This is a genomic window from Nonomuraea sp. NBC_00507 (assembly GCF_036013525.1).
GTDB lineage: Bacteria > Actinomycetota > Actinomycetes > Streptosporangiales > Streptosporangiaceae > Nonomuraea.
On sequence record NZ_CP107853.1, the window covers coordinates 2,885,936 to 2,912,050 of the forward strand.

The following is a 26,115-nucleotide window of genomic DNA, read 5'->3' on the forward strand; positions in this document are numbered from 1 at the left end:
GCGGCGATCATCGCCGCCCTGCTAGCAGGTGCGCACCGGGGTCAGACTCCGAACGCCGCCGGGTAGCGGATGGTGCCGGTCGGCACGGGCCGGGTGGGGTCGAAGACCAGCGCCATCATGTATTTGTCCTCGACGTCGAAGGGCGGCCGGATGGAGTATCCGGAGGCCGGTGTGAAGCCGAAACGCGGGTAGTACTCGGCGTGGCCGAGCACGAGCACGAGGTTCTCGCCCTGCTCGCGGGCGGCTCGCAGGGCGGCGTGGATGGCGGCCGAACCGGCACCGCGCCGCTGGTGCTCAGGTTTGACGGCGCACGGGCCCAGGGTGAGCGCTGGAGAGCCGTCGACGAGGCAGCGGGTGAGCAGCGCGAACCCGGCGATGCCGCCGTCGGGAGCCTGGGCGACCCAGGACAGGCCGGGGATCCATGCCTGCGGGTCGGCACGCAGAGCCTCGACGAGGTCGGCCTCGTGAGAGGTGGGGAAGGCGGCGAGGTTGACCTCGCGGATCTGGCCATGGTCGGCGGCGGTTTCGGGGCGGGTGATCCACGAGGTGGTCATAAGAGGTATGAGTCCTTTTCCAACGCCGAACGATCGGCAGCCTAGCAAGAGGAGGAGCCTGCCCGGTCCCCATGCCAGGACCGCCACAGCGCCGCGTACGTCCCCCCGGCGGCCACCAGCTCCTCATGCCCGCCGAGTTCCACCACCCGCCCCTCCTCCATGACGGCAACCCGATCCGCATCACGAGCCGTCTGCAGGCGATGCGCGATGGCGATCACCGTCCGCCCCTCCAGAACGGCGGCCATCGCCCGCTCCGTGTGCCGCGCCGTCCGCGGGTCCAGCAGCGCCGTCGCCTCGTCCAGCACCAAGGTGTGCGGATCGGCCAGCACCACCCGAGCCAGGGCAAGCTGCTGAGCCTGCGCCCCGTCCACCCGGTAAGTCACGGCCCCCACCTCCGTGTCGAGTCCGTCCGGCAACTCGTCGACCCACTCCAAGGCCCCCACGGCGGCGAGGGCCGCCCGCAGGGCGTCGTCGTCGGCCGAGGGGGCCGCGATCAGCAGGTTGTCGCGCAGCGTGCCGAGGAACACATGATGCTCCTGGCTGACGAGGACGATGCGCCGCCGCAGCTCCGAGGGGTCCACGTCACTGATCGGTACGCGGCCCACCGTCACCGATCCGGTCCGCGGCCTGTCGATGCCTGCCAGCAGCCGGCCCAGCGTCGTCTTCCCGGCGCCCGAAGCCCCGACGATCGCGAGCCGTTCCCCGGGCCGCACCACCAGGTCGACCCCGTGCAGCACATCACCGCCACCGCCCTCGTAGGCGTATCGCACCCCGGACACCTCGATCAGATCGCCGTCAGGCTCCCGGCGATCTCCCGGCGAGTCCGCTGACGGCACCGATGCGAGCCCTTCGACCCGGGCGAAGGAGGCGCCGCTGCTCTGTAGCTGGTCGATGCGCAGCAGGATGGTGTCCAGCGGTTGGGAGAGTTGCCGCAGGTACAGCGCCGCGGCGACCACCGCGCCCAGGCTCATCAGCCCGTGCTCGTGCAGCACCGCCCCGACCAGCAGCACGCCCACCACGGGGATGCTGTAGGAGACGTCCACGATCGGAAAGAGCACACTCCGCAGGAACAACGTCCGCAGGCGGGTGCGCCGGCACGTGGCGATCGCGTCCTGGCAGACCGCGATCCGCCGCTCCTGTAGCCCCAGCGCCTCCATCGTGCGAGCCCCCGCGGCGGTGGCCGCCAGCTGCTCCGCGAGCGCCGAGTTGGCCTCCCCTTCAGCCAGGTACGCGGGCAGCGCCCGCCGCAGATACCACCGGACCGCGAACCAGATCCCCAGCAGCCCCACCACCCCGACCCCGCCGAGCAGCGGGTCGAGCACGAAGACCGCCCCCATGATGAACAGCGCCTGCACCCCGGCGATCAGCACGTCGGGCCCGGCATCGCGCACAGTGGTGCCGACCATCGCCACGTCGGTGGTGCCGCGGGTGGTCAGGTCGCCCGTGCCGGCCCGCTCGATCACCGAGGCCGGTACGGCGAGCGCCCGGTCGGCGACCTCCTCCCGAACGCGCGCCAGCGTCCGCTCCCCGAACCGATGCCCGACATAGCTGGCATACCGCGCGAGCAGGAGCTGAATCAGCGCGAAGACCAGGATCCCGAACGCCAGCCGATCCACCGCACCGACCCCGCCACCGGCCTTGACCACATCGATGATGCGGCCCAGCAGCCACGGCCCGACGAGCCCGGCCCCGGCGGCCAGCGCGTTGAGGGTGATCATGGCGGCGAAGGCCCGGCCGTCCCGCCGGATCAGCCGCAGCATGGCGCGGCGCACCTGGGACGGCTCGGCCACCGGCAGGGCCCTCATGAGGCCGCCATCCCGCGCGACACCAGGAGCCGGTAGCCGAGCTGCTCGGCCAGGAGGTCCTGATGGCTGCCGGTCGCCGCGACGACCCCGTCCTCCAGGTAGTAGACCGTGTCCGCCTGGTCGAGCACGAGCGGCGACGTGCTGGTGACGACCGTGGTACGCCCCGAGCGCGCGGCTCGCAGCCGGCCCGCGATCGCCGCCTCCGTGTGCGCGTCCACCGCCGACGTGGGCTCGACGGCCAGCAGCGTTTCCGGATCGGCCAGCAGCGCCCGCGCCAGGCGTACGCGCTGCCGCTGGCCGCCCGACAGGTTGCGGCCCTGCGGATCGATGGCCGAGTCGAGCCCGTCCGGCAGCCCGCGCACGATGTCCTGGGCCACGGCCGCGTGCAGGGCCCGCTCGATGGCCTCGTCGTCCGGATCGCCCCTTCCGGAGACGACGTCGCGCAGCGGGCCGGCGAACAGCTCGGCCTCGTTGTCGGCGACCAGGATCCGCTCGCGTACCCGCGTCAGGTCGATCTCGTCGAGGCGGGTCCCGTCCCATAGCGCGGCCGGCTCGGCGAACCGGCCGAGGCGGTCGATCACCGCCGCCGATTCCGCCGGCCGGGCGCTGACGAGCGCGGTCAGCCTCCCGGGCGTGATCTCGACCCCGGATTCCTGATCACGCAGCACCGCCGCTCCCGGGGGTGCACCGGCGTCCCCGCGGGGGACCGGTGTCAGGGCGAGGAACCGGACGACGCGGCGGGCGGCGACGAGTCCGCGGCTGAGGTCGTACCCGCCCTCGATGAAGAACGAGACCGGCACCACCAGCACGGCGGTGTACCCGTAAACCGCCACCAGCTCGCCGGCCGTGAGGTCGCCCTGGACCGCCATCCGCGCCGCCAGCCAGGTCACGGCCCCGATGAACAGGGTGGGCAGGCCGACGCCGAGCGCCTGGATCCAGCTCGTCACCGCCCCGACCCGATAGCCCTCCGCCTGGAGGTCCTGGGAGCCGCGCCGGTAGCGCTCGGCGTACACCTCCTTGCCGCCGAGGCCGCTGAGCACGCGCAGCCCTCCGGCGATGTCCACGAAGCGAGCGGCGAGCGCGCCCTGCCGCGTCCGGTACGTCGTCTCGGCCGTGCGAAGCCGCCCCATCAGCGGCCCGGCCAGCCCCACGAGCAGCGGTATGCCGGCCAGCACCACCACGGCGAGCAGCGGCGAGACGGTCAGCAGGAGCACGGCCACGACGATGTACGCCAGCACGGCGCCGACGCCCGGGCCGGTGATGGTCAGCGTCTGGGCGATCACCGTGACGTCGGTGAACCCGATCGTGACGACCTCTCCGGCCGAGACCTTGCGCGACAGCGCCGCGCCGAGCCGGGTCGCCTGTGACACCACGGCCTCGACGGTGGCGAAGGCGGCGTGCATGCGCACCCTGGTCATCGTGCGATGCCGCATGATGCCCAGCCAGGCGTTCACCACCCCGACGCCTAACAGCGCGGCCGCCCATCCCGCCAGCGTGGGCCAGCGCCCGGGCGTCAGCCCATCGTCGATGGCGCGTGACAGGAGATACGGCGGCAACGTCAGTCCCACCATCCACGTGCTCCCCAACACCGCCCCGGCGACGCAGCGGCCACGCTGGGTCCGGACCAGCCACCAGAGATACCGTCCTGCGCTACGAAAGTCCGGTTTGCCCGCTTCCATGATCCGCAGTCTAGTGATGGCTCCTCGGCCTCTCGCGGACAGGGAGGCGTCCCCCAACTGGGGAATTGACACCCGTTCGCTACCATGAGATAGGGGCAGATGTCGCGACGCACGGGGGGCGAAGGGATGGCGATAGACGACGCCTTCGCTGCCGCGTCGGAAGAGGAACGCCTGCGGATCCTCGCCGCCGCGTGCGCCGGGCTCAGCGACATTGAAGTCCTGCAGTACGCGCTGGACCAGGCGGTCGCCGACCTGCACGCGCTGAGCGGCATGGTGCATTGGCGCGGCCCCACCGGCAGTCACGAGCTGCGCCTGGTGGTCGCCTCCGGACTGCCTCCGACGGACCTGTCGGCCCGCGGGGACATCCGCCACGCGATCTCCCGCGCGCTGGACGACGGCGTGCTGACGTTCATGCCCGTCACCCTCGACGCCGGCACAGACCACTCCGTGATGCTGACGGCGGTCCCGCTGGACGGCGCCTCCGGCGCCTGGGTAGGCGTCCTGTCCGTGCTGACCGATGGGCCGGCCGCACCGCCGAGCGAGCGGCGGGCGTTCCTCCAAGCACTGGCCTCCTGGCTGGCCGAGCGATGCGGCACCCCGAAACCGGGCAACGGCCCGGCCCGCCTGTGGCAGTCCGACTCCCACCTCCAGCGGGCTTTGGAGGCGGCCAAGGCCGGATCCTGGGAGTGGAACATCCGCACCGGCGAGGTCCACTGGGACGAACCCGCGCAGACGATATTGGGCGTCGACCCCGGCATCGACCAGTACGACATCGACACCTGGGTGAACGTCGTGCACCCCCAGGACCTGCCCAGGGTGATGGCCGCGAAAGACAAGGCCGTCCGCACCAGGAGCCTGTACGAGATCGAATACCGCGTCTGCCGCGCCGACGGCACCACCGGCTGGATGCACGCGCGTGGCCGCCTGGTCCTGGACGAGCAGGGCGAGCCGGTACGCATGATCGGCACGGTCTGGGACACCACCGAGAGCCGCATCGCCAGGGAGTCGGCCGGCCGCGCGCTGCAGTACATGAGCGACGCCTTCCTCGCGGTGGACGGCGACTGGCGGATCGTTTTCGCCAACCTCGACGGCGAACGCCTCCTCGGATCCACCGACCTCCACGGCCGCCTGTTGTGGGACCTGACCGCGGGCGACCTGCCCGACCTCCGGGCCCGGTGCCTCCAAGCCGCCGACGACCGCACGCCCGCCAGCTTCGACATGCAGTGGCCGAGCGACCAGCGGTGGTACCACGTACGGCTGGTCCCGGTGCCGGACGGCCTGACGTTCTACTTCGCCGACGTCACCGAGAAACGCCTGCGCGACGCGGAACGTGCGGCCGCCGAGCGTGCCACCGCCGAGCGGGCCGCCTGGACTCAGGAGATGACCCGTGCGCTCAGCGAGGCAGTGAGCGCCCAGGACGTGGTGCGGATCATCACCGAGCGGGTCCTGCCGACCTTCGCCGCCGCCGGACTGCTGATCGTCACGGTCGATGACGATCGTCTGCGCATTGTCGGAACCGTCGGCCATTCTCCCGATTTTCTCCGCCGGATCGAGCAGCACACGGTCACTGACCGTTCCGTCCTCACCGACGTGATCCAGACCGGTGTGCCGGCCTTCATCGAAAGTCGTGACCAGTGCATGGAGACCGACCTCCTCGAGGCCGACTCGGGCATGAACGCCTGGGCGCTGCTCCCGCTCTTGGTTCCCGGGCACCCCGGCGGCTGCAGCGTGATCTCCTTCGAACGCCCCCGGCGGTTCACCGGGGAGGAACGCCCGCTGGTCACCGCGCTGAGCGGGCTGGTCGGCCAGGCCCTGGCACGGGCCCGCATGTACGACATGGAGCATGCGCGCGCCGAGGAACTGCAGCGTCTGCTCGTCCCCCGCGAGCTGCCGTCGCTACCGGGCGTCACCGCGGCGGTCCGCTACCTGGCGGCGGACGGCGCCCCGGAGCTCGGCGGAGCCTGGTACGACGTCATCCCCCTGTCCTCGGAGCGGGTGGCCCTCGTCATGGGCGACGTCAGAGGGCACGGCGTGCCCCAAGCCGCCACCATAGGCCGCCTGCGCACGGCCGCGCGTACCCTCGCGGACCTCGAGCTGCCGCCCGACGATCTCCTGGTCCACCTCAACGACCTGGTCAAGGAGCTCGGCGAACACGTCCACGTCACGTGCCTGTACGCCGTGTACGACCCCACCAACGGTGAGTGCACCCTGGTCAGCGCCGGGCATCCGCCGCCCGCCGTCGTCCACCCCGACGGCACGGTCCAGGTCCTGGACACCTCACCTGACCTGCGGCTCGGCGCCGCGGAGCCGCCCTTCAACCCGGCCGAGCTGCGCCTGCCCGCAGGCGCGCTCCTCGTGCTCTACACCGACGATCTGATCGAGTCCGCGCACCGGGACATGGACGACGGCATGGCCGAGCTCACCCGGCTCCTGACCGGTGCTCTACCCCGATCCCGCAGCGACCTGGATCGTCTAGCCGACGCCGTCACCCACGGCATGCGCCCCGTACGGCAACAGCCCAGCGACGGCGCCGCCCTGCTCATCGCCCGCACCCTCCGGCTGGCACCCGAGGACGTCGGCTCCTGGTCCTTGCCCGAGAACCCGATCGCGGCCGGCGAGGCCCGCGAGCACGTGCGGGAGCAGCTCGCCGGCTGGCGCCTGGACGACCTGGTGCCGACCACCGAACTGGTGGCCAGCGAACTGGTCGCCAACGTCATCCGCCACGCCAGGGGCCCGATCCGGCTTCGCCTGCTGCGTGGCCGCACCCTCGTGTGCGAGGTCTCCGACGGCAGCCAGACCACACCCAGGATCCGCCGCGCCGCGGACACCGACGAAGGTGGTCGCGGGCTGCAACTCGTCGCCGCCGTCTCCCAGCGCTGGGGGACCCGCTTCACCGCCGACGGCAAATGCATCTGGGCCGAACAGCTCCTGCCCGCCTAGCTACGAGCCGGTGACGCTGACGCTGGTGAACCACTCAGCGGGGACCCGGACCAGACCTGGTGATTTCGGCACGACGGCAAGGTAGATCGCGGCGGTCTTGTGGACCGCCTTGCGTGCAAAGCGCTCGCCGTGGCTCAGCGCAGCGATGTGGCGGGTGGAGAAGCTCATCGTCGTATCGGTGCCGGGACGTGCGACGAAGGTTTCTTGCTGCCTCATGCCGTACCAGATGAGCGCGCCGCCGGAGGACGTCCTGAGCGCGTAGATCTCCGGGGCCGGCTGTGGGCGGATCGTCATGGTCCATTGACCCTGCAACGCCTTGCGATCGGTCACTCTGGCTTTGGCGTTCTGCCTGGTACGGGAATTGGCCGTGAATATCCGCCGGGCACGCTGGTCCTCGCCGAAAGTGCTCTGCAGGCGGGCGTGGGCCTGGACGATCTGCCGCGGCGAGGCGATGAGGCCGTTGCCGTCGTCCGGCGCCACCACCGTGGCAAGGCCGTTCTTGTCGCGGGCGGGGGTGGGCGGCCGGGACTTGGACGTGGTGGCGGAATAGGCGACCGCGCGCCAGCCGGCCGACGTCTTCTTGAAGACCGCCTGCCACCAGCCGGAGACGCCCTTGTAGCTGTACTCGGCCATGAACCACGGCGCGCCGGCGACCTTCCCCGGGATGGCGAACCGCGTTTTGACAATAGGTTTCCTGGACGACGACACGCTCTCGCCGATCATCTTGCGGACCTTGCTCTGGGCCTTGCTGATCTCTGCGGCCAGCTCGGCCTCCGCGGCCGTCCAGTCTGTTCCACCCTGCAGGGCGGCATTCTTGATCGCCTTCTCCCACTGGCCGAAGATGGATTCGGCCTCCGCGACGGTGACGACGCCGCGGGGCGCGGCCGGTGCGGCCGCGCCGGTCGAGGCCGAGCGGCCGAACGCGGCCTGCCCGCCGGGACTGCAGGCGGTGGCCGGCAGGGCCAGGACGGTGAGCATGACAAGTAACGGACGGATGGTCATGACAGGTCTCCGGGGGTGTGATTGCCCCGAAGTACGCGCCCGCCGTTCGCCTGGGTTCAGCCCTCGGCCCGACGATAACGAGAAGGTTGGCCCTGCGTAGTCAGACCTGCCGCAACGCCTCCACGCCGGTCTCCTCGAGGCGTACCGCCTCCGTCACGAGCTCGGCAAGCTCAGGGAACGACGTGCGGGCCGATGCGACGCGCGACCACTGCCTGCCCGCCTCCCGGTAGACGGCCGCCGCCTCGGCGTGCCCGGTCTCGGTCAGGAAGTCGGCGTAGAGCGGCCGGGTGGCGCCGGTCGTGGTGTACTCGACCTCCAGGCAGTCCCGCAGCCGGTCGAGCACCGGCCCGCGATCGTCCCCGAACCGGCGGGTCCAGCCCTGCTTGCCGGTGGTGTCGGCGAGCTGCGCGGCCAGCTTGCGCATGCCCGGCAGCCCGAAGTTGACGTCGAAGCTGTTGCCCAGCACCGGACCGGTCAGCTTGGCGATGGTGTCCTTGATCGCGCCGGTCACGTCGGGCGCCCCGGTCGCGGGCCCGGTGACCTCGATGAGGTGGTGCTTCGACTTTTTGATCGCCGACCAGGCCGCCATGAAGTCGGCCAGCGGCAGCTCGCCGGGCTCGTCGTCGTGCACGTGCACGGTGTCGCCACTGATGCCGGTCACCACGACGTCGACCGGGTCGGGGAACGGCAGGTCCGGCCGCCACGGCAGCTGGTAGCGGCCCACCCGGCAGATCGGCTGCCGGCCGGCGTCGAGCGCGGCCCGCAGGTGCCGTTCGGCGACCTTGGGGGAGCCGGTCTGGCGGCTCTCGTACGGGATGCCGGCCCGGTCCAGGGCCCGCGGGATCATCGGCTCGGGATGTGCCTGGGCCACGATCGTGAGCATCGGGGCGTGGCCGGCGTACTCGAAGACGAAGTACATGAACCCGATGCCGCCGCCGAGCCCCAGCAGCATGGCCTCGGAGTAGCCGCCACCCAGCACGCGCAGCAGCAGCGCCGACTCGTGGTGGTGGCGCTCGGCGCGGGCGGTGACGTGGCGGTGGGCGGTGGTGTAGGACTCGCCGGTCTTGGCCATGCGCTCGCGTACGCGGTGCTTGAGGTGCTTGTGATCGGTCATGATCGCTCCCGAGGCGGTCCCGCGCGAAGGACCCACGCTCCGGCTGCGCGACCCGCCGTCCAAGGAGAACCGACACGATCGAAGGTCTCGCCCCGAGGACATCGATCCCCTCTGCCTTCGCGTGCGCCGCGTGGCGTGGGCACGCGGTCAGAAGGTCCGGCGCAGGACGGCGCCGCGTTCACGCTACCGCACGGGCAGGCCCGACGGCAGGTGTAACTTTCACTCCCCTTCGGCGGCCCCGCACAGCTCACACAGGTGATCATTGACGGGCGGCGCGTCCGAGCCTTGACATCCTCTGTCGCCGTCCCGACACTCGGAGCCGCCCCAATATGTGACATATCTCTAGGCGTTGGCGCCCTGATGTTAGCGCTAACCATGCGCCTGGCCTTCCACAGTCCCGGAGGTTCCGCAGTGAGACGATTGCGGGCGGCGACGATCGCCCTTGTCATGCTCCTCGGCACGTTATTCCTCGCCCCGCCACCGGCGTCGGCGACCAGCGCGCTCCTGGCCAAGACGGTCTACATCCCGTCCCGCTGGCAGAGCACCGGCGAGGTGCCGTGGGTGCAGGCGCGTACGAAGGAGTCGGCCAACTTCATCCTCCTGTGGGGCGACCAGTCGGGCACGGACCCGCGGAACGCGCCCACCCAATACCGCTTCGACCCCGACAACATCCTCGGCCAGCTGGAAAGCCTCTACGGCTTCTATGTGAACACCATGAAGTTCACGCCGGAGACCGGCCTCCTGGCCCAGCACAAGATCATCGTCATCATCACGAGGACCTGGTCGAACGCGCCCCTGGACGCGTGGGCGACCGGTGGCTCGACCGACGGCAGGGTCGGCGTCATCAACATCGCCCCCGGAGCCGCCCAGCCCGGATCCTGGGGCCTGGCCCACGAGCTGGCGCACGTGTTCCAGAACTACACCTTCCTCGGCCGCTCCGGATACGGGTTCACGCACCCGAGCGCGGGGACGTTCTGGGAGGCGAGCGCCGAGTTCATGGCGATGCAGGTCTACCCGAAGACGGCCGCGGGCGACCTCACCAGGTTCATCCGCACGGAGAACCTCGCCTACAGCAGCAGTCGCCACCACTACGGCGCCTGGATGCTCGCGCAGTACATCAAGGACCGCGACGGCCTGGCCATGTTCAACCGCATGTGGAACGAGGCCAGGAACACCGAGCACCCGCTGGAGACCTACCGCCGCATCGGCGGCATCGACCAGGCCGAGCTCAACCGGCGCCTCGGCGAGTACGCCCAGCGCAACGTCACCTGGGACTACTCCAACCGGGCCGACTTCATGCCGTTCATCAACAGCCTCTATCCGTTCGTCACCGCCTACAACGGCGTCAACGTGGAGGCGGTCAACGCCTCAGCCGGGCACTTCCGCATCTCCGACGCCCTCGCGCCCTCCGACTACGGCTACAACAAGATCCGCCTCGTGCCGAGCAGCGACGGCGCCCTCATCCGGATGCGCTTCCGCGGCCACGTCAACGCCGGCGCGCAGTCGGGCTGGTCGTACGGGTTCGTCGCAGTCAGGAACGGCGTCCCGCGCTACGGCCCCATCCACAGCTCCTCCAACGGCGAGGTGACCTTCCAGACCCAGCCGGGTGAGCGGGATGTCTACCTCGTGGTGCTCGGCGCCCCGGCGACCGTGCACAAGTACGCCTTCCTCGACGGCTACCCGAAGAACTACCGCTACCCGTACCAGTTCCGCCTGCAGGGCGCCACGCCGTGGGGCTTCGAGCCTGGCCACGTGAAGCCGCCGGCGCCGGGCAACGGGCACTGGCACTCCAACGGCGGCGGCTGGGTGGACAACCGGGCCAACGTGGCCGCCACCGCCTACGTCGGCCCCCGAGCCGCCGTGTACGGCAACAGCACCGTCAGCGGCAACGCCCGCATCGAGGACCTGGCCTGGGTGAACAGCGGCGCCACGGTCAGCGGCAGCGCCGTGGTCAAGAACAGCGCCCTGGTCCAGGGCGGGGCCAACCTCAGCGGCAGCGTGGTCATCGGCGGCGACGCCGAGCCCGCCACGGCCTGCGGCTCGGGGACGTACCTGATGTTCAACCCCGACCGCCGCTGCGACGGCGGCGCCGGCGAGACGGACGTGAACCCGCCGCACCCGATCTTCAGCGACAACGACCTGGCCTTCGGCACCGGCGGGGGCGACCCCACGCCGACGCCGGTCAACCTGGCGGCGAACGCGACGCCCTCGGCCTCGTACACCTCACCGTGGGAGACCGTCGCGGCGATCAACGACGGCGACGTGCCCAGCCCGCGGTGGGGCACCTGGCCCGAGACCGGGACCCAATGGGCCGAGCTGACCTGGTCCTCCACGCAGACGATCAAGTCGGCGGAGGTCTACTTCTTCGACGATGGGGGCGGGGTGCGGGTGCCCGCGTCGTGGAAGCTGCAGTACTGGAACGGCAGCGCGTACGTGGACGTGGCCAGCCCGAGCGGATACCCGGTCGCGGTCGGGACGTACAACCCGGTCACGTTCACCGCGGTCAGCACCACCCGCCTGCGGGTCGTGCTGCAGAGCGGCCAGGCCTCGGTGGGGCTGCTCGAGGTACGCGCGTTCGGCTAGGCGACCCGGAGGCCGGCGGGGCTCATGATTGCGGCGGCGAGGCTCTGGACGAAACGCATGATCAGAGCTTCGAGGAGCATCAGGGCGGCCTTGGCGAGCAGCGAGGCCAGGAACTCGGACAACTCTCTACCTCACGGGGGTGTGAAACTTCTACTTAAGACATATTTCGGTAGAAAGGTGTACATATGGGTATGATCAACATATCTATTCGGTGAACAGACGGTGACCATTTCGCGCCCGGGGTCGTGGAGAACTGATCACGGCGCGGGCGCGTCCCATGTACGCGCGGCCGTGTGGCGTGCCCCGTCAGCTCTTGCTCGCGGCGGCACGCGAAGCCGACGCGGTCCTGCTCGCGGCGGGCTTGCGCCCACCGGTGGTGCCGCCCCTGCGCCCGCTGGTGGTGCCGGCCTTGCTCGCGCGGGTCGTCGTCTTGCTTGCGCCAGTCGTGGTCGTCTTGCTTGCGCCGGTCGTGGTCGTCTTGCGCGCACCGGTCGGGGCGGTCTTGCTGGTCGTGGCCGTCTTCCGTCCGCCGGTGGTGGCGGTCTTGCTGGTCGTGGTGGTCTTCCGTCCGCCGGTGGTGGCGGTCTTGCCTCCGCCCGTGGTGGTGGCCTTGCCCCGTGTGGTCGTCGTCCCTCGCGTGGAGGTCGTGGCCCGCGTGCTCGGAGCCGGCTTGGCGGCCGTTGTGGTGCTCGGGCGCGGCCGGGCGGACGGCTCCTGGCCCCGCCGCCGCTGCGCGATGATCGTTCCAGCCCCGATGGCGGCCGCGACTGGCCACTCGACGACCCCGAGGGCCGCCATCGCGCCGAGCGCCCCGTAGTAGGCGATCTTCTCAGGCGCCGGAAGGAATGTCCGGGCGATATCGACGTAGTGGCCGAGTTCCTTCCTGCTGATGTGCGGCATCGGCACGTGCGGCATCTCCATGCGTGGCATCGCCGGCACCTCGATGTGCGGCATCCGGAGCTCGGGTTGGCGGACCTCGACGCTGAGCATCGGCAGGTCCAGCGTGAGCAGCCGATGCGCCTTACCGTCGGCACGTGCTCGCGTCTGGGTGGCGTTCATGATTCCTCCTGCACGATGTAGACCTTCCTGTCCTCCTATCCGTCGACTGTCCCCTTATTCCGGATTAGAGAGATTTGGTGATTTCTGTACTCTTGCCAGCCGCGCAGGTCACAGCAGTGGTCAGCCTCCGATGCCGGTCAGGCCGATCAGCAGGGGCAGGAGCACAATGATCAGGATGGCGCCGAGGATGTCGAAGCTGATGCCCGAGCGGATCATCGTGGTGATCGGCACCACGCCCGACCCGTAGGCGATGGCGTTCTGCGGCGTCGAGACCGGCAACATGAACCCGAACGACGCCGCGAACGTCGCCGCCAGCGCGGGCACGAACGGGTTCACCCCGGCGGCGATCGCGATCGGGATGATGATCGGCACCACGACGGCCGCGGAGGCCGTGTTGCTGGTGGTCTCCGAGACCACCACAGCGAGCACCACGGCGAACGCGGTGATACCGAACACGCTGGCCAGCCCCAGCGCCGAGGCCGCGGAGGAGCCGATGGTCTTGGCCAGGCCGGTGTCCTCGAGCAGGGACCCGAAGATGATGCCGGTGCCGAACAACACGATCGTGCCCCAGTCGATGCGGGCGGCGTCGCTCCAGTTGAGCGTGAACTCGCGTTTGCCCCAGTCGGTCGGCAACACGAACAGCAGGGCCGCGCCGAGCACCGCCACGATGCCCTCGTTGAGCCGGCCGCTGATCGTCGTGTAGAGGGCCGACTCCGTGCCGGCGAACAACGCGATCACACCCGGGAAGATCCACAGAAACACGGTGATGCCGAAGGCCACGAGCGTGTTCTTCTCGGCGCGCGACAGCTTGCCCAGGCCGGCCCGCTCGGCGTGCACGTACTCCTCGACGCCCTCGATCCTGCGGATCTCCGGCCGGTTGAGCAGCAGCAGCACGGCCGCGAGCGCGACGAACATGAGCGCGCAGATCGGCAGCGCGGTGATCATCCACTGGGCGAAGGAGATGCGCTGCCCGGTGGCCTCCTCGATGAGGCCGCGGCCGATCAGGTTGGGCGGGGTGCCGACCGGGGTGAGCAGGCCGCCGACGCTGGCCCCGTACGCGAGCATCAGGACGAGCGCGGCGCCGACCCGCAGCCGCAGCGGGTTGAAGTCGGCAGCCACCAGCCCGCGGTCCTGCAGCAGCTTGGCGATGACCGCGAGCATGCCGAGCGCGGTGGGCAGCAACATCGCCACGGTGGCGGTGTTGGAGACGAACGCGGACAGCAGGCATGTGATGACACCGAAGGCGACGACCAGGCGGAACGTCGAGCGGCCCACCCCGGCCATCGACAGGATGCGGAAGGCGAAGCGGCGCGCGAGGCCCTGCTTGAGCATCGCCTGCGCCAGGATGAACGCCCCGATGAACGTGAAGATGGTGGGGGAGCCGAAGGGCGCCAGCGCGTCCGCCGCGGACACCACCCCGAGCAGCACGATCGCGCCGACGCCGATGAGACCGCCGACCGGGATGGGCACCGGCTCGGTGATCCATAACACGATGACGCCGAGCAGGACGGCCGCCAGCGTCTGCTGCTTACCGTCCATGCCGAGGGGCAGCAGCAGGAACACCACCGTGATCAACGGCGCGAGCCACATGCCTGTAGTGCGTCTGGCTTTCTCGAATCTCTCCTCAGGCGCCGACAGTTTCTGCTCGCCGAGGCTGCGGTAGGTGGCGTGGCCCAGCAGGGCCTGGTCGACGTCGGTGCGGGGGCCGCCGGAGTCCATCTCTGCTCCTAACGTTTCCGCCGTCATTGAAGATCTAGGTGGCGCAGAGGTCCAAGACGCGTTAGCTACTAGTGCTATAGGCCTCTCCTATAGGAGCGTTCGATGGACGTCCGGCAGCTCGAGTATTTTCTGGCCGTCGTCGATCACGGCGGCTTCAACAAGGGGGCCAGGGCGCTGTTCATGGCGCAGCCCTCCCTCTCGCAGGCGATCAGGACGCTGGAGAAGGACCTCGGCAGCCAGCTCTTCCACCGCATCGGCCGGCGCGTGGTGCTCACGGACGCGGGCCGGGCCCTCATCGAGCCGGCCAGGCAGGTCGTCCGCAGCCTCGAGGCCGCCCGCGCGAGCGTGGATTCCGTGGAGGGTGTGGTACGCGGCCGGGTCGTGATCGCCTCGATGCCGTCGCCCGCGGTGGAGCCGCTCAGCAGCATGATCAGCCGGTTCTGCGCCCGGCACCCGGGCGTGGAGGTGGTGATCAAGGGCGCGCCGGTGCCCCAGGCGGTGATCGAGCTGGTCCGTACGGGGGTGACGGAGCTGGGCCTGCTGTCGGCCTGGGAGCCGCCCACGGTCGCCGACGTGACGCTGCACCCCGTGGAGGAGCAGCGATTCGTGCTCGTCGCCCCGCCGGACGGCCCGTTCGCGCCGGCGCGGTCGCTGCCGCGTACCCGGCTGGCCGGGCAACGCCTGATCGTGGGTGAGCACGGCACGGGGTTACGCAGGCTGGTGGAGGAGATCCGGGCCTCCGGCGTCGACCTGTCGATCGCGGTCGAGTCGGAGCACAGGGAAGTGGTCCTGCCGCTGGTGCTGAAGGGTGTCGGGATCGGCGTGCTGGCCGAGGCGTGGCGCCCGCTGGCCGAGCGGGCGGGGGCGCTGGTGTTCGAGCTGGATCCGCCCGCGTCGCTGCACCTGGCGCTGGTCAGCAGGAAGGGCTGGCTCACCCCGGCGGCCACCGAGTTCCTGGACCTCGCGCTCTCGTATTGAATCGACAGCATGACGACGCATCACATCGCGGTCATTCCGGGCGACGGCATCGGCCTCGAGGTCACCCCGGCGGCCCTGGAAGTGGCGCAGGCGGTGGGCCGGCGTCACGGCTTCGGCTTCCGGTTCACCGAGTACGACTGGTCGTGCGAACGCCATCGGCGCGAGGGCACCATGATGCCCCCCGACGGCCTGCGACAGCTGCGCGGCCACGACGCCATCTTCCTCGGCGCGGTCGGCGCCCCCGGCGTGCCCGACCACGTCTCGCTCTGGGGTCTGCTCATCCCGATCCGCCGCGCTTTCCGCCAATACGTGAACCTCAGGCCGGTCCGCCTCTTCCAGGGCCTCGACAGCCCCGTGCGCGCGGCGGTCGACCTGGTGATCGTCAGGGAGAACACCGAAGGCGAATACAGCGAGATCGGCGGCCGGATGAACCGCGGCTTCCCCGAGGAGATGGCGGTCCAGGAAGCCGTGTTCACCCGCGCGGGCGTGACCCGCGTGCTGGACTACGCCTTCACCCTCGCCGGCCGCCGCAAGGGCTACCTAACCTCCGCCACCAAGTCCAACGGCATCGTGCACACGATGCCGTTCTGGGACGAGTTGGTCAGGGAACGCGCGGCCGGCCATCCGGACGTGCGCTGGGACCAGGAGCACATCGACGCGCTCTGCGCCAAGCTGGTCCTGGAGCCGGCGCGGTTCGACGTGATCGTCGGCTCGAACCTGTTCGGCGACATCCTCAGCGATCTGGCCGCCGCGGTCGCGGGCAGCATCGGGATCGCCCCGTCCGCCAACGTCAACCCCGAGCGGGACTTCCCGTCGATGTTCGAGCCCGTGCACGGCTCGGCGCCGGACATCGCCGGCCGTGGCGTGGCCAACCCGATCGGCGCCATCTGGTCGGCCGCCATGATGCTGGAGCACCTCGGGCATCCCGAGGCGGCCGAGGAGGTGGTGACGGCCATCGCGGCAGTCCTGGCCAAGGGCGAGGTCCGTACGCGCGACCTCGGTGGCACGGCGAGCACCGAGGAGTTCACCCGCGCGGTGCTGGAGCTCTGCTGAGCCGAACGCTAGAGGCCGCCTGCCAGGCCGATTCCGACCAGGACGAGGCTGATGAAGGACGCCACGGCCCGCAGCGTGTTCCAGGCCGTCCACCGCCGCGAGTAGTCCTTCCACGCCATCGTGCCGGCGTTGACGGCGTTGTTCATCGGCACGTTGATCGCCACCGTGACCAGGAACGAGCCGACGAAGCCCACCGCGGCGGCCGCGAAGAACCACACCGCGGCCGGAGCGCCCGCGAGGAGCCCGGCCGCCAGCGCCGCGAGCGGCGAGCCGAGGAACGGGATGTAGAGCCACGGGTTGAGGATTTTCCGATTGATGCTCCGCATCGCCTCCTCGGCCTGGGCGGGTGCGATGGCGTTCAGGCCCGGCATCACGGACATCGAGAAGGTGTAGAAGAGTCCGGCGAGGGCGCCGTGTAAGACGAGGGTGACCAGAGCGAGTATCAACATGCTCATATGGTGATGCCCAGTGGGTGAGACGGTCCATGCCCAGCCCGCTCACCCGCATACGCAAGCGTCTACTCAGTCCTGGGACACCAGACGCGCCGGGAAACCGCCGGTCGCGATCGGGCCCCAGCGGTCGATGTGGATGCGGATCAGCGACTTGTCCTGGCGCCGCATGGCCTCGCGGTATTCATCCCAGTCCGGGTGCTCGCCGGCGATGCAGCGGTAGTACTCGACGAGCCCGTCAAGGGCCTCGGGCATGTCGAGCACCTCAGCGTGCCCGTCCACCTGGACGTACGGGCCGTTCCAGTCGTCGGACAACACGCAGATCGACACCCGGTCGTCCCGGCGGGCGTTGCGTGCCTTGGCACGGTCGGGATAGGTGGAGACCACGATCCGGCCGCCGTCGTCGACTCCGCAGGAGACCGGCGACAACTGCGGCCGCCCATCCGTGCGGGTGGTCGACAGCAGGCCATGGTGCCTGAGGCGGAGGAACTCGAGGAGTTCGGGCAGTTCGACGCGGCGCGCGGTCGCGATGTTCGGAGCCATCTGGGTGTGCCTCTCGATCAAATCAGGTCAGCTCACGACCCTATCGAGCGAGCCACCGACCAGAGGATCCGGCGGCGCGGCCGGCATCCCAGGGGCGCTAGAGCAGCTGGTCGCGGCGAGCCGCCGCGGCCTGCCGGACGTCGGCGATGAACGCTTCGGTGTGGCGATGTTGCGGCGGATCAACGTCCGCCTCTCTGCCGCTGAAGGTGTCCGCATATTGCGTGTAGAGCACCCAGCAACTGCGGATCCCCGACAGCAGGTTCTCCAGCAGGTCGAGGGCCGGGCGGGCGGGATTGATCGGGCTGATCGACAGATAGACCGAATCGAGGCTGAGGCCGAGCTCGGGGTGGTTGTCGTGGGCCCTGACGATGAGGTCTTCGGCTGCGGAAATGCGCTGCTTGGCCTCGGCCACGCCACGAAAGTGCCCTTCGGCCACGTGCAGGGCGCTGCGGATCATCGGCATGACCACCTGCCAGGGAGAGGAGCCCGCGTTCATCGCGCCGACGATTTCGGCGAGGCTGTCATGCGCGAGGGCCTTGACGCGATCGACCTCCGTGATGATCTGCGCAGGGTGGAGGCGGGTCTGGCCGGCGGTGGTGACGGTCGCGGCGTGGAGCCAGTGAGCGGCGGCGATGGCGGCCGCTGTGGGCTCGACCTGCGTGAACAGCTCCTCGGCGCCGAAGGGATGCCGCTGGAGGACGGTATCGGCATGGGCGACGTGGAGCGGTGAGGCGTCCTCGCGGCTGAGGACAACGGCCTGCTGGGCCCGTGACCTCAGGTTGCCGAGTTCGGCTTGTTCGATGGCGGCCAGCTCGGCGGTGACCTCGGTGGTGATGCGCGCCGTCAGACGGGGCGCGTTGAGCGCCTGCAGACTGCGGCCGGCGCGGTGGGCGATCTCTTCGACCCGGGTGGCCGAGGGGGCGCCGTTGACCGGCCGCTGAGGCCTGGTCAGAGCTGGTACGACAGCGGTGAAGGCATCGCGCTCTTGCTGGCGGTGCCAGCCGATGCTATTGGGTCCATGCTGGTCGGCGGCACTGGCCGGGTGGGTGTAGGAGCGCCAGCAGGCCTGCGACAGCTCGGTCAGGCAGGTGGCGAGGCGGAGCGCGTCCGGTCCTGGGGGAAGCTCGGCCACGGTGGTGGCGACGTCGCCGATGCCGGTGCTCCAGGAGGCGATGAGCGCGTTGCGGACTTGGTCGACGGCGTACCGGGTCACGCGGGCTCCTTATGAAGAGATGGGGGAGCGTGATGCCCATGCTCAGGATGCTTGATCCGCCGTAATTCCGGAGGGTGTTTGACGGTCCTGCGGGTCGCTGATCAGCGGGTTTGTCGGGAAATGTGCAAAACTTTTTACATGCGGAGCGACGCGAGCCGCCGACTGGGCAACCCGAGACGGTCTGGCGCCACCCAACGGCAGGCTCTCCGACATAGTCGTTAGCCTGGAAAGGTGAGCATTACCGCTGGTAGCTACACGTTGGGACCCGACTCCGGCCGGCTCCTCGTCAAGACGACCCGTACCGGGCTGGGCGCGAAGGCAGGCCACGACCTCACTCTCGAGGTCACCCGCTGGCGCGCCGACGCCACGATCGACACCACCGCCCCGGTCCACTCGTCGGTGGCTGTCGAGGTCGACGCCGGCTCGATCGAAGTCCGTGAAGGAACCGGCGGCCTCAAGCCGCTGACGAGCTCCGATCGCAGCGAGATCGAGAGAATCATCCGGGAGAAGATCCTGCACACCGATCGCCACCCGGCGATCACCTTCCGGTCGACGCGGGTCGAGGGAACCGAGGAGTCGTTCCGCCTCGAGGGCGATCTCACCCTCGTCGGCGTCACCCGGCCCGTGATCGTGCAGGGGTCGGTGACCGGGGGGCGCGTACACGGCTCGGCGGTCATCGAGCAGTCCCGATGGGGGATCAAGCCGTACTCGGCGTTGCTCGGCGCACTCAAGCTCAGTGACGACGTCCAGGTGGAGTTCGACCTCGGCCTCGTCGCGAAGCAGTGACGGTACGCTGGGCATACCCCTGTGACCTGCGCAAATGCCTAACTCGGTGCGCAGCGCGCTGGGCGTCCCCGCCGATCCCCGAAGGAAGCCCCCATGAGCGATCACATCCACGTCCGCGTCAACAACGGCCTGGCGGTCACCGAAGCCGGTGAGCTGGTCGAGGAATACCACTGCCGGTGCGGCGCCACCTGGACCCGCGTCCACCGCGCCGACGAGGGCCCAGAAGGGTGAAGCAGGGCGCCGGTTGGGCGGCTCAGTCCGGCTTCGGCGAGCTGAGTGAGACCCTTCGCCCGCATGCCGGCGACGACGACCTGGGCCTGCTCCCCGAGGTCTACTGGCGTGGCCTGCACGGACTGGTCACGCTCATGCGCGGCGGCAGGCTCCCTAGCGCGGCCCACGACCGCCGCTATCGGGCTACGTGCCCGATCAGGCCAGTACGGCGCGCGCCAGGGCGGTGCCCTCGCCCGGCTCGACCGGCGCGGTCAGGAACACCGGCCCCTGGGCCATGAAACGCGGCCGCGTTCCGCGGTGCTCGTCGGCCGCATGCACGGTCAGCGGGTGCACGAGGTAGATGTCACCCGGCTGCCCGGTCGCGTACGCGACCGGCCGGTCCTTGGAGGCCGCATCCAGCAGCGGCCCGGCCTCGAACGGGTCGAGCACCCGCTCGCCCAGCGCCCGCTCGGCGTCACGATGTGAGCCCACCCGGATGCGGGTCGGCGCGTCGTCGTCACCCACGTCCGACAGCAACGTGAGCAACAACATCGTCTCCGGCCGCCCCGACACGGCCCATGAGCCGTCGGGCCTGGCCACGGAGGCGTCGATGTGCCAGCCCCGATCGTCGGCCGGCGCCACGCGGGGGAAGCGGATCGGCATGTTGCCGATCGACCCGCGCGGCACCCACCCGCCGGGCCCGGCCACCTCATCCAGCGCCTGATGCAGTCGCGGGCTGCGGACGAGCTCCCCGAAGGGGCCCTGGCCGGTCAGGTCGGAGGCCCACACGACGGGCTGCTGCCAGCCGGAGGGCTCGTCGGGCGACAGGCCGATCTGCTGCCACACCAGCGCCCTCGCCGCGTCCCCGACCTCACGGGGCACGGCGGCCTCCAGCTTGACGAACCCTTCGGCAACAAACCGATCAATGTCCACGACACCCATACGAGCCACCGTATCGACGCGGTCCACCGGTTTTCCGTACGCCGGGGAAAGGCCGATCCCTGCGGAAGCTTGCGATTATCCACCGCCGCCATCGGATAGGGGACCCCTTGAGGCACCTTCTGCACATCGGAGCGGCGTGATGGCAGGATGCCTCCCATGCGCCGGAATACGACGCCCTTAGGGCGGGCGGTCTCAGGCATGGCGGCGGCCCTCTTGGCGGCCGGATGCTCGCTCGTGACCGGTTCCGGCGCAGCGCACCCGACGCCGAGGCCGCAGGCGAAAGCGTCCCCCGGCTCGGGGAAGACCTCGCCGGGACGCCGCTGCCACCTCGATCCGAGCTCCACTCTGCCGCCCACCCCGCCGCCGCTTCCATCCGGGGAAGGGGTGCGCCTCGTGCACTACAACACCTACCCTTACCGCGACCGCTTCCTCGGCGTGGCCGCACTGCGCGATGGCACGGTCTACGCCGTGGGGGACCGCCAATTCCCCAGGCAGGACAACAACCCTTGCGGTCCGATCAGCCAGCTGTCGTACGCGCTTCGGTGGGACGGCGAGCGCTGGCAGGAGCTGCCGGAACTCGACCAGGTGGTGGAACCGCAGCAGGTCGCAGCCTCCAGCGACGGGGGCCTGTGGGTGTTCGGCCACTGCCCCGCGACCGTGGCGAGCAGCGACCCCGCCGGCTGCGCGGCCCGCTGGGACGGCACGTCGTGGACGCTGTCCGTGCTCGACAACGCCCAGGTGTCGGGGGCCGCGGTGTTCGGCCGTGACGATGTCTGGGCGACCACGTACGACGCGCTGCACCACTGGAACGGCGAGCGCTGGCGGGCCCAGCGGCCACCTTTCGGCGTCCGCGCCCACGCCCTGGCGGGGACCGCGTCGGGTCAGGTGTGGATCGCGGGAGACAAGGACGGGCGGGTGGCGCTGGCCCGCTGGAGCGATCGCCGCTGGAGCCTGCTCCCTCGCCCGCAGATCCCTCGCCTCTACGGGGCCAAGCAGGGGGAGACGAGGGTGCTCGACCTCGCGGTGGGCGAGCAGGGCGAGGTGTGGGTGCTGGGCTCGATGCACTGGGTGTGCGGGGTAGAGACCATGTGCACCCGGCCGGTGCTGATGAGGTGGGGCGGGGGCCGGTGGCTGCTCAAGGTCATGCCCGAACGCTTCACCGTCGGCGGGAGCATCGTCTTCGACGGCGCGGGCGGCCTGTGGATCACCGTCTCCGGCGGCCTGGGCCGCTTCACGGGCGGGAAGTGGAAGACGTACCCGATCACCCGCGGACCGTTCGGCGGCCGTTCGGTGGCGGGCCTCGCCCGGCGTCCCGGGTCGGCGTCGGTGTGGGCGGTCGGTGAGGACCACACCGAGGCTGAGGAAATGCCGTTCACCAACGGCATGATCTGGCGCCTGGACGTCAAACCGGAGTAGCCGGCGACGTCGTCACGCCCAAGCAGACGCCGGGCAACCTGACCGGAAGATCACGCGCGCTCGGGGTAGCGCTGCCGTACGGGCGTGGCCAGCGCGATCAGAGCCAGCAGCAGGCAGGACGCTCCGGCGAAGAAGAAAACCGCGGTCGCGCCGTAGCGCGCGGCGGCCCAGCCGAGTGCGGCCGCGCCCACCGGCCCGAGTGAGAAGTGGATCGTCCAGAAGGCCGACGTCACCCGGCCCAGCAGATGAGCGGGTGTCACCTGCTGGCGCAGCGACATGGAGCAGATCCCCGCCAAGCTGACGCACGCGAGGTAGAGGGCCATGATGGCGGCCACACCCCACACCGAGCCGGCGAGCCCGAGGCCGAGAATGGCCAGCCCCGACACGATCCCCGCCCCGATCCACAGCGGTCCGAACCCGAGGATCCGCCGCATCCGGGCCACCAGCATCGAGCCGACCATCGTGCCGGCCGCCCCGACGCCCAGCACGATACCCACCACGGAGTCCGCCTGGCCGAGGTCGTGCTTGAGCCGGTAGATCACGATGTCCGTCAGCCCGAGCGTCATGAAGATGAAGAACGTCAGCAAAATGGTCATGGTCCGCAGCACCGGCTGCCGGAACAGGAACTCCGCGCCGGCCAGCAGCTCCCGCCATGGCCGTCCCTTGGGAGCGGGCTCGACGGCGTACCGGGAGGAGCGGGTCAGCAGGACGCCGAACGCGGACAGCCCGAAGCTGGCCGCGTTGATGGCGATCGCGGCGGTCGGGCCGAGGTGGCCGCTCACCACCCCGGCGAGGGTGGGGCCGAGGATGCCCGCCGCGGCGGCGGTGGCGTACAGCATGCCGTTGGCCTCGGTGACCCGTTGCTCGCCGGCCAGGCCGCGCACCGCAGACACGTACGTGACCTGGAAGACCATGCCCACGGCCGCGGCCATCGGCAGCACTGTGTACAGGAGCCAGATGTGCTGACCGAACAGCCAGACCACCGGGATCGTCACGTACAGGACGAGCCGGACGAGGTCGCAGGCGATGAGCAGCCGACGCCGGTCGAACCGGTCGGCGAGCACCCCCGCGAACACCCCGGCCGCCACCGACGCCGCCCCGGAGACGCCGGTGAGCAGACCCATCTGGGCGACGGAGCCGGTGACGTTGAGGATGAGGAGGGGCACCGCGATGAGCGCGAACGAGTCGCCCGCCACCGACAGCGTCTGCGCGCACCAGAAGATCAGGAAGTCACGGTCCCGCCACAACGAGCGGGCCGCCGGCCGCGTGTCAGTCTCCATCGGTCACGGCCCGCACGGCGCGGGGCGGTCCGGCCTGGGATGATCGGTGCGCGCCGATACGGGAGAGCTCACGCAGGGAAGGTTATCTTTCCCTATCCGCCCGACGCCGCTCATTTTTCCGCCGCCGCGCCCCCGGCAGGCGACCGCTCGACCGCGCTGCCGCCCTTCAACCGTACTGCCGCCCTGCGAGGCCTGGGCGGGCAAAAGTAGATCATGTAGGGTAAGCGCGGCCCACCCTCGCAACGGCCTGGAGCCCGTCGTGCCGCACATGTCTCGTCGCCAGGTTCTCTCCCTGCTCCCCGCCGCCGGCCTGCTCGCCGTAGCCTCTCCTTCCCGCGCCGCGGCCGGGATCGACCATGCGCGGCTGCTCGCCAACACCGTGGCGATCTTCGCGGGAACCCCGGACGTCAATGCCCGCCCCGAGGTCGCCGGCAAGCTGGCGGCGATCGCCAGGACGGCCAGGCAGCGGCTGACCGCCATGGACCAGGCGGGCGACGGCGAGCTGTTCGCCGGCCTGAAGCTCGGCACCGACGACGTCAACCTGCGACTGGCGTACCAATATCTGTACGAGATCGCGCTGGCGACCCGCACCCCGGGCGGGGAGCTCAACGACGACACCACTGCCCAGCGGCGGGTCGTCGACGGCCTGCAGTGGTTGCACGAGCGCTACTTCGGCGACCAGTCGAAGGGCTACTACGGCAACTGGCACAACTGGGAGATCGCCATCCCCGCCCACGTGAGCAGGACGCTGGCCCTGCTGGCCGAACGGGTGCGGGAGGAACGCCCCGACCTGGTGGCGACGTACATCACCTCGATGGACGCCTACCTGCGCAACGGCAAGGACGGCGACGTCAACCTCGACTCACGCTTCCACACCGGGGCGAACCTGGCCGACATCACCGGCAACCGGATCCTCCAGGGCGCGCTCACCGGCGACGACGCCCGCGTCGGCAAGGCCATCACCGACCAGGCCACCGTGTTCGCCACGATCGACCCGTACAACCTCCAGCACGGCGTCACCGACGGCTACTACCGCGACGGCTCCTTCATCCAGCACCACTCGGTCGCCTACACCGGCTCCTACGGCCGCGCCCTGCTGACCCGCGTCGTGCAGACCCTCAAGACGCTCGAGGGCGCGACGGGCGGCGGCGCCTCCGACGACCTGCCCGGCGTCGTGCACCGCTGGATCACCGACGGCTTCGCCCCGCTCATCTTCGAGGGCTGGATGATGGAGATCGTCAAGGGGCGGGCGGTCTCCCGCACCACCACCGGCTACGCCGACGTCGGAGTGATCGTGGAGGCCATCGCCGACCTGGCCGACCACGTCGAGGACGGGGCCGCCCTCGCCCTGAGGAAGTACGTCAAGTTCCTGCCGGCCGCCGACCCGGCCGCCTTCGTCTCCCCGGTCAGCATCGCCCGTTATGCGGCCATCCGCACCGACTCCGCGATCCCGGCCGCCGACCTCAATCCGCCCGAGCGCTGCCTGGCGTACAACGCCATGGACCGAACCGTCCACCGCCGCCCCGGCTACGCCTTCGCCCTGGCACGGAGCTCGGACCGCATCAGCAAGTACGAGTACATGAACGGCGAGAACCTCATGCCCTGGTTCCAGGGCGACGGCGCCTACTACCTCTACCTCGCCGGGGAGGACCAGCGCGAGGTGTTCGGCGTCGACTACTACACGACCGTCTCGCCGTACCGGCTGGCCGGGATCACCGCGCCCGTGGAGGAACGACGGACGGTGCCCGACCTCTACGGCCGGTTCTGGTACGAGAACCCAGGTCACCCGCTCAACTTCACCTCTTCCTCGGAGTCCCAGAACACTTACGTGTACTTCCCCCGCGCCGGGAACGCCTTCTCCGGCGGCGCGACGCTCGGCGCGTACGGCGCGGCCGGCATGGTCCAGTCGGACGACGCCGCCTACACCGCCAAGCAGGCGGGCACCCTGCCCGACGACTTCGTCGCCTACCAGAACGCCCGCGCCACCAAGTCCTGGTTCATGCTCGACGACGAGATCGTGGTGCTGGCCGCCGGCATCTCGGGACAGAGCGGCCGTGAGGCCGTGACCACCGTGGACAGTCGCATCGCCGCCCCCGGGGACACGATCGAGCTCACCGGCGCGGGCTGGGACGGCGGGCCCTGGCAGGCAGGCGACACCACGCCGCCGCGCTGGCTCCGCTACGCGAACGGCACCCGCCGCACCGCCATCGGCTACGCCTTCCTCACCCGCCAGCCCGTCACGGCCGGGCTGGAGACGGTGACCCGCAGCCGCAGAGTCGTCCGCACCTCCAACCCCGACACCAGCGTGACCAAGAACGTCTTCACCGCCTCGATCACCCACCCCGCCACCGGCGACGTACCCGCCCTCGCCTACGCCCTGGTCCCGAACGCGACCGACACCCGCCTGCGCGGCTACGCGAACGGCCCGCTGACGGTCCTGGCCAACAACCGGCACGTCCAAGCCATCCAGCACAAGACCCTCGGCATCATCGCCGCCAACGTCTTCACCGACGGCCCCCGCCACGCCGACCGCCTGCTCATCGACGGCCCCGCCTCGGTCATCGTCCAGTCGTCCGGCGGTCGTACGGTCGTCGCCCTGTCCGATCCCACGATGAAACGCGACCGCGTCACGGTCGTCCTGCACGGCGCGTCCCTCCGCCTCGACCAGGCCGACGAGGGGGTGACGGTACGGCGCGTGCCCGGAGGCACCCTGATCCAGGCGACGACCCGCCACGCCCACGGCCGCACCTTCACCGCCACCCTCCGCTGAACCGCCCCTGGGGCGTGTGC

General features: G+C 70.4%; 21 protein-coding genes. 8 read left to right on the forward strand and 13 right to left on the reverse strand.

Features of this window, described 5'->3' with window-relative positions; genetic code table 11:
• Positions 1–41 precede the first annotated feature (41 nt).
• From OHA25_RS14700 to OHA25_RS14710, 3 genes are read right to left on the reverse strand one after another with little or no spacing between them, the layout of a single operon-like run.
• Positions 42–554, reverse strand: a complete 513-nt coding sequence (locus OHA25_RS14700; RefSeq protein ID WP_327588118.1) for a GNAT family N-acetyltransferase — start codon at positions 552–554, stop codon at positions 42–44.
• 41 nt (positions 555–595) lie between these two features.
• Complete coding sequence (locus tag OHA25_RS14705) at positions 596–2,359, reverse strand: ABC transporter ATP-binding protein (protein WP_327588119.1); 1,764 nt, start codon at positions 2,357–2,359, stop codon at positions 596–598.
• Positions 2,356–4,038 (reverse strand): ABC transporter ATP-binding protein, encoded by a 1,683-nt coding sequence (locus OHA25_RS14710; protein WP_327588120.1) that lies wholly within the window; start codon positions 4,036–4,038, stop codon positions 2,356–2,358. Before OHA25_RS14710 ends, OHA25_RS14705 begins: the two co-directional genes overlap by 4 nt.
• A gap of 126 nt (positions 4,039–4,164) precedes the next feature.
• On the opposite strand from OHA25_RS14710, the gene OHA25_RS14715 reads away from it, so the two are divergent.
• A complete protein-coding gene (locus OHA25_RS14715; RefSeq protein ID WP_327588121.1) occupies positions 4,165–6,978 on the forward strand; it encodes a SpoIIE family protein phosphatase in 2,814 nt (937 codons plus the stop codon).
• On the opposite strand, the gene OHA25_RS14720 is transcribed toward OHA25_RS14715, so the two are convergent.
• Positions 6,979–7,980: a hypothetical protein gene (locus OHA25_RS14720; RefSeq protein ID WP_327588122.1), complete on the reverse strand. Its 1,002-nt coding sequence runs from the start codon at positions 7,978–7,980 to the stop codon at positions 6,979–6,981.
• A 100-nt stretch (positions 7,981–8,080) separates the two neighbouring features.
• On the reverse strand, positions 8,081–9,094 hold the full coding sequence (locus OHA25_RS14725; RefSeq protein ID WP_327588123.1) for a BtrH N-terminal domain-containing protein: 1,014 nt from the start codon (positions 9,092–9,094) through the stop codon (positions 8,081–8,083).
• 411 nt (positions 9,095–9,505) lie between these two features.
• Between OHA25_RS14725 and OHA25_RS14730 the strand changes: the two genes are divergently transcribed.
• A complete protein-coding gene (locus OHA25_RS14730) occupies positions 9,506–11,677 on the forward strand; it encodes a DUF6055 domain-containing protein (RefSeq protein ID WP_327588124.1) in 2,172 nt (723 codons plus the stop codon).
• On the opposite strand, the gene OHA25_RS14735 is transcribed toward OHA25_RS14730, so the two are convergent.
• From OHA25_RS14735 to OHA25_RS14745, 3 genes are all read right to left on the reverse strand, one after another.
• The gene (locus OHA25_RS14735; protein ID WP_305924539.1) at positions 11,674–11,799 is read right to left on the reverse strand and encodes a hypothetical protein; all 126 of its coding nucleotides are present in this window, start codon (positions 11,797–11,799) and stop codon (positions 11,674–11,676) included. The two genes, OHA25_RS14730 and OHA25_RS14735, sit on opposite strands and share 4 nt — an antisense overlap.
• 184 nt (positions 11,800–11,983) lie before the next feature.
• Positions 11,984–12,736 (reverse strand): hypothetical protein, encoded by a 753-nt coding sequence (locus OHA25_RS14740; protein ID WP_327588125.1) that lies wholly within the window; start codon positions 12,734–12,736, stop codon positions 11,984–11,986.
• A gap of 120 nt (positions 12,737–12,856) precedes the next feature.
• A complete protein-coding gene (locus tag OHA25_RS14745; RefSeq protein WP_327588126.1) occupies positions 12,857–14,455 on the reverse strand; it encodes an SLC13 family permease in 1,599 nt (532 codons plus the stop codon).
• A gap of 102 nt (positions 14,456–14,557) precedes the next feature.
• On the opposite strand from OHA25_RS14745, the gene OHA25_RS14750 reads away from it, so the two are divergent.
• Positions 14,558–15,433, forward strand: a complete 876-nt coding sequence (locus tag OHA25_RS14750) for a LysR family transcriptional regulator (protein WP_327588127.1) — start codon at positions 14,558–14,560, stop codon at positions 15,431–15,433.
• Between the two features lie 9 nt (positions 15,434–15,442).
• Positions 15,443–16,486, forward strand: a complete 1,044-nt coding sequence (locus OHA25_RS14755; RefSeq protein WP_327588128.1) for a tartrate dehydrogenase — start codon at positions 15,443–15,445, stop codon at positions 16,484–16,486.
• 8 nt (positions 16,487–16,494) lie between these two features.
• On the opposite strand, the gene OHA25_RS14760 is transcribed toward OHA25_RS14755, so the two are convergent.
• The 3 genes from OHA25_RS14760 to OHA25_RS14770 form a co-directional block, all read right to left on the reverse strand.
• Positions 16,495–16,935: an anthrone oxygenase family protein gene (locus OHA25_RS14760; protein ID WP_327588129.1), complete on the reverse strand. Its 441-nt coding sequence runs from the start codon at positions 16,933–16,935 to the stop codon at positions 16,495–16,497.
• 72 nt (positions 16,936–17,007) lie between these two features.
• Entirely contained in the window at positions 17,008–17,478 is a 471-nt protein-coding gene (locus tag OHA25_RS14765) for a PPOX class F420-dependent oxidoreductase (RefSeq protein WP_327588130.1), read from the reverse strand.
• 97 nt (positions 17,479–17,575) lie between these two features.
• Complete coding sequence (locus OHA25_RS14770) at positions 17,576–18,691, reverse strand: hypothetical protein (protein ID WP_327588131.1); 1,116 nt, start codon at positions 18,689–18,691, stop codon at positions 17,576–17,578.
• Positions 18,692–18,922: 231 nt separating this feature from the next.
• Here OHA25_RS14770 and OHA25_RS14775 point away from each other — a divergent pair, with 231 nt between their 5' ends.
• Both OHA25_RS14775 and OHA25_RS14780 read left to right on the forward strand, forming a co-directional pair.
• Entirely contained in the window at positions 18,923–19,477 is a 555-nt protein-coding gene (locus OHA25_RS14775; RefSeq protein WP_327588132.1) for a YceI family protein, read from the forward strand.
• A gap of 93 nt (positions 19,478–19,570) precedes the next feature.
• Entirely contained in the window at positions 19,571–19,708 is a 138-nt protein-coding gene (locus tag OHA25_RS14780) for a hypothetical protein (RefSeq protein ID WP_327588133.1), read from the forward strand.
• 195 nt (positions 19,709–19,903) lie between these two features.
• Here the strand turns inward: OHA25_RS14780 and OHA25_RS14785 are convergent, their stop codons facing one another.
• Complete coding sequence (locus OHA25_RS14785; protein WP_327588134.1) at positions 19,904–20,629, reverse strand: phytanoyl-CoA dioxygenase family protein; 726 nt, start codon at positions 20,627–20,629, stop codon at positions 19,904–19,906.
• 393 nt (positions 20,630–21,022) lie between these two features.
• Between OHA25_RS14785 and OHA25_RS14790 the strand changes: the two genes are divergently transcribed.
• Entirely contained in the window at positions 21,023–22,045 is a 1,023-nt protein-coding gene (locus OHA25_RS14790; protein ID WP_327588135.1) for a hypothetical protein, read from the forward strand.
• 50 nt (positions 22,046–22,095) lie between these two features.
• On the opposite strand, the gene OHA25_RS14795 is transcribed toward OHA25_RS14790, so the two are convergent.
• Positions 22,096–23,325, reverse strand: a complete 1,230-nt coding sequence (locus OHA25_RS14795; RefSeq protein ID WP_327588136.1) for an MFS transporter — start codon at positions 23,323–23,325, stop codon at positions 22,096–22,098.
• A 268-nt stretch (positions 23,326–23,593) separates the two neighbouring features.
• Here OHA25_RS14795 and OHA25_RS14800 point away from each other — a divergent pair, with 268 nt between their 5' ends.
• A complete protein-coding gene (locus OHA25_RS14800) occupies positions 23,594–26,095 on the forward strand; it encodes a polysaccharide lyase family 8 super-sandwich domain-containing protein (protein WP_327588137.1) in 2,502 nt (833 codons plus the stop codon).
• Positions 26,096–26,115: the final 20 nt, after the last annotated feature.